Annotated in this window: 1 protein-coding gene; it reads left to right on the top strand. The window is 41.8% G+C overall.

Features of this window, described 5'->3' with window-relative positions; all coding sequences use genetic code 11:
* Positions 1-86: 86 nt before the first annotated feature.
* The coding region (locus K1J10_RS09965) for an isopeptide-forming domain-containing fimbrial protein (protein ID WP_223357197.1) at positions 87-5132 on the top strand (5046 nt) is incomplete at its 3' end.

The raw sequence follows: 5132 nt of genomic DNA, 5'->3' as shown, positions 1-5132 counted from the left end.
TTTATACTGTTTTTCGCAACTCTAGTATATCAGATGAACATGTCTTTTTTGTTGCACTTCATTTTACAACAGGGCAAAAGATTTTCATGTTGTTTGCAATCTTGTTTATGTCTTTGCCTGCAAACTTAACAAGTGCTCTTGTAACTCATGCCCGAGCGGAAGAGAACATTGTTACCACGCAAGGAAACAAGAACACCAAGATCACACAAAACGGATGTTCGCGCAAGATTGAAAAGACAGAAGAAATTCACTGGCGACTTCCAAGAAAACCAATTGACTTGGTCATCTTGCAGGATGCGAGTGGATCATTCGCTAACACCATTCCAAGTGTTAAAAAGGCCTTGAAGACCTTAACGACATTTGTCAGTGAAGAAGACTACGATGAGAACAATCCTCGTTTGGTCAAGACTGATGATCCGGATACATCAGACCGTGTCATGGTTGCTAGCTTCCAAGGTGTAGATGGATACAATTATTACAACAACGATACCTTTACAGGTAAACCAGATGTATATGGTGGTTGGGGTGCGAAATACGATTATCAATACAAATCTTCTGGTTTGACGACAGATCAAAACGCTATCCACAGCTTTATCGACAACATCAGTGTAGCAGGGGGAACTCCAACAGTTCCTGCCATCGAAGATGCTATCAAGCAATACAATGCTAACAAAGGTAGCATGGCCAACGAGCGTAAGACAGTCTTCCTTGTGATTACCGACGGTGTTGCCAACGGGAAACGTGACGCTGATGGTAAGGTTCGAATTGACTATAGTGGCACTCGAAATCGAAAACTTCAAAAAGCATGGAGCTATAACCAACTTTCTGAAGCTTCCCAAGACATCATGGGTCGTGTAAACGAAGTAAAAGATGCTGGGAACACTCTTAAAGGAGTGGTTGGGTCAAACGGAACTGTAGTTGTAGGTTTCTGGGAAGACGTAGCACTGTTTAACAATGATAAGGCTCAGTACTACGATGTCTACTTGAATGGTTTCGGTAATTACTTTAATATCGGAGACAACCGTTCTGTTCAGGAAATCTTCCATGAAGCCCTTCAAGGGATGGCTTCTCCAGATAAAGAAGTAAATGGCAAAAACGTTTCCTTCTATGTTAATGAACAAGACAATATCGACAAATTCTCAGCTCGCGTTTTGGAATCTGTTGGTGCTGCCTTGGTCAAGGAAGATATCAAGGGTGAATTTGATGTCACTCCAGGCTACAAGGTAGATGCTGTTCGAATCAATGGGAAGAAGATTGTTTCTGAGGTCAAAGATTCTACCAAGGAAATCCGTGGTAAGATTGAACAGAATGGTGACAAGGTTACCATCTCTGTTCCAGAAAGTGTCTTCAACCCTGGTAAGAACAACTTCGACTACGACTTGAGTAAAGAAGCTCATGCCGAACAAGTGGACGAAGATGATGAACAAGATCCTCCTGCGGGTTACCAACCAACTAAAGAACAAGTTCAAGTTCCTGAGTTGACTGGTAAGTTTAAGGTTGGTGACTTCGAAACTCAAACAATTGGGGGTCACAACGAAACAGTAGAAGTTCAAAAACTTGAATACTGTTACCCAAGTGCGACCAAGAAGATCGAAGACCAAGATCTTAGCAACGATACAGGTACCATTGAAGACCCACTTCAATTGACTAAAAAACCAGCTTATGCAGCTAACTTGTCTGATAAAGCTGAAGAATTTACGTATACAGTAAACTACAACTTCAACAACGTTCCTTATGAATTCAAGAAGAACGTTATGTTAACAGACCCATTGGACTACCGCTTGGAAGTGGTAGGTCACTCTGCGACTGGTCCTAATGGTCCTCTAACAACTCGTGTCGTGAAAGGTCAAGACAGCGCTGGAAACGAACGCGACATCGTCGTGGCAGATGTGCCAAGCGACGGGACAAACTACAACTATTTGGTCTTGAAACAAGCAGAGCTCAAGATTACGGTTAAATTGAAAGAAGAATTCCGCAAGGACCAAGCAAGTAAGAATTACTTAGCTCTTCTTCAAGATAGCAACGGCTTTGGTTTGGTCAACCAAGGGAATATCATGTGGAATGGCGAAGATGATTCTCCAAACCCAGACCCTCACGCTAAGACAGCAGACAAGCCAAGCACCATCCGTCGTTCAAACCCTGTTTATGTAAAACCTCCATTGTCAACTGACATCGAGAAGAAAGTAAACGAAAAAGAGCATGCGGACCTTGCAACAGAAGATGAACTCTTCGAATACAAGGTGTCTGTTCCATGGCCAGGTACAGCTGACAAGTTCACTGTAACCGATACAGTCGTTCCAGAATTGGAAGTTCAAGAAAGTACCATTAAAGCAACTATTGATGGAAAAACTTATGCGGCCCTTACTAATGCGACGACCTTAAGAGATCAAACAGTTGAAATCAACTTGGATAAAGCTGGTATGGATCGTTTGACACGTTTGGTCAACCGTCGTGGTGGAGATGAAGTTAAAAAACTTGACTTAGTCTTCCAGGCTAAGATCCGTCCAAATGCTGACTTGAGCAAGTACAAGAAGAACGGAACCATCAAGGTGCCTAACAAGGCAGATGTTGCCTTGAACGACATCAAGAAAACTTCTAATGAAGTAACCGTTACTCCGCCGAAACCAAAAGAACCAACGGTAGAGAAGAAAATCAATGAAACCTTAGAAGATTACCAAACCTTCGAAGGTCAACCGTATACCTACAACATTTCAACAGCCATCCCTGCAGATGTTTCGTCTTATAAGAAATTTGTCATCAGCGATACGCTTGATAACGATTTGGAATTCGATGGAGAAGCAACTATTAAGGGAGATGCTGCGGATCTCTTCACAGTAGAAAAGAACGGTCAAACGATTACAGCTACTGTGAAACCAGGCAAGTTCAAAGATCTTGCTAACTACTCAACTGTTGAGTTGATCATCCCTGCCAAAGTGAAAAAAGGCGTGTCAGGAAAAGTCATTGACAACAAAGCGAAAGTTGAGTACACAAACAAGAGCAATGTGGACAAAGAAGTGGAATCAACTCCAGTTCATGTTACTCCTCCTCCTGTAACTAAGAAGATTAATGAAAACCTTGATCACTTGGATATCCCGACAGGAGAACAATACAAATACAACGTTAAGACAAAACTTCCAACAGACATCAAAGATTACAAGAAATTTGTCATCACAGATACCTTGGAAAATGAATTGTCTGTCATCAATGAAGGTGAAACAAAACCTGTCATTAAAGGTGCAGCAGCTGCCTTCTTCGACGTTGAAGTTCAAGGTCAAACAGTAACGGCTACGATGAAGAACTTTGCAAATGCTGCGGATCTTGCAGGTCAAGAAGTTGAACTTGAAATTCCTGCTAAGATCAATGATGGTGTAACACGCGTTAAGATCCCGAACACAGCGAAGATCAGCTACACTGATAAGAACGACCACAGTGGTGAGAAAGAGACAAAACCAGTAACGGTTACTCCTCCATCAGAACCAACTGTTAAGAAGAAAATCAATGAGAAGCTGGATACAGCCGTTATCGGAGCTGAAACAGACTACACTTACAACATCAAGGCTAAATTGCCAAACGATATCACTTCTTACAAATCATTTGTCATCACAGATACCTTGGATGAAAATCTCCAAGCTGGTGAAGCAACAATCGCTGGTGAAGCTAATAAATTCTTCACGGTAACAGTAACTGGTCAAACAGTAACGGCTACGATGAAGGACTTTGAAAATGCTGGCGACTACGCTGATAAAGAAGTTGAACTTGTTATCAAGGCGAAAGTGAAGAAAGAATCAACTGCTGAAGCAATTGAAAACAAAGCTAAAATCACTTACACTAACAAGAGCGATCAGCAAGGTGAGAAAGAGACAAAACCAGTAACGGTTACTCCTCCACCAATCACGAAGAAAGTGAACAATCAAGAACACGCTGACTTGAATAAATTAAGCGAAAGCTTTACTTATACAGTCGACACGAAAGTTCCTGAAGTTGCTGATAAGTTTGAAGTATCAGACCAACTGGTTAATGAATTAACCTTTGATGGGGATGCAACTGTCGAAGTGGATGGCCAAAAAGCAACAGACCTTACTGTTCAAACCAACGGTCAAACACTCACTGTAACCTTTGATAAAGACCAAGTGAAGAAATATGCAGGTAAAGCTGTTCATATTACCTTCAAGGCTAAGATCAAAGAAAATGTCTCATATGATGCCCTTCTAGCTGCTTATCCAAATCCAGCTGGAGACAAGCCTTTAGTACCAAATACTGCAAGCTTCATCATTAATGACAACCCAGATTCTAAGAAAGAATCAACTCCTGTAACCGTAACTCCTCCTCCAACCACAACACCTGAGTTGAAGAAGAAAGTCAACGGTCAAGAACGTTACGAATTAGCGAAACGTGATGAAGAGTTTACCTACACTCTTACAACAGAAATGCCAGCTAATGCATCGATCTTTGAAATCACTGACGAATTGAAAGATGTCTTGCAATTTGTAGGTAAAGATGGATCTGCAACCGTGAAGATTGATGGAAAAGCCGCTGGTAAGAAAGCGACTGTGACAGTCAAAGATCAAACCATCAAGATTGCATTTGCAGAAGCTTCTGTGAAAGCAGATGCTGGCAAGTCTATCGAAGTAACCTTCAAGGCTAAGATCAAGGATGGCGCAAACCTTTCAGCTTACGTCAAAGATGGTAAGACTGAGGTTCCAAACAAGGCAAGCTACGTTGCGGACTTCCCTAATAAACCAGGCTTTAGAAAAGATTCTAATGTAGTCCCAGTTACTCCTCCAACTCCGAAAGAACCAGAGATCAAGAAGGATGTCAACGAAAAACCAGCTGAAACCCTTGTAAACCGTAACGATACCTTCACTTACAATGTCAACACAACTGTACCGACAGACGCAACAGCCTTCGAAGTAACCGATACCTTGGTAGATGTTCTCGAATTCGCTGGTGCCTCAAGTGCAAGCGTGAACGGCAAAGAATTGAAGGCTAACCAAATCAAGGTTGACGGACAAACCATTACCTTGACGCTTACAGAAGAGCAAGTGAAAGAAAACAGCGGTAAAGCTGTTAAATTGAGCTTCACAGCTAAGATTAAGGATGGTGCAAATCTCTCAGCTTACATCACTAAAGAT

Origin of the sequence: Streptococcus australis (genome assembly GCF_019930045.1) — a bacterium.
In the GTDB taxonomy this organism is placed as follows: Bacteria; Bacillota; Bacilli; order Lactobacillales; family Streptococcaceae; genus Streptococcus; species Streptococcus australis_D.
Note: the sequence above shows the minus strand (reverse complement) of the source record. Positions and strands in the feature narration are given on the sequence as shown.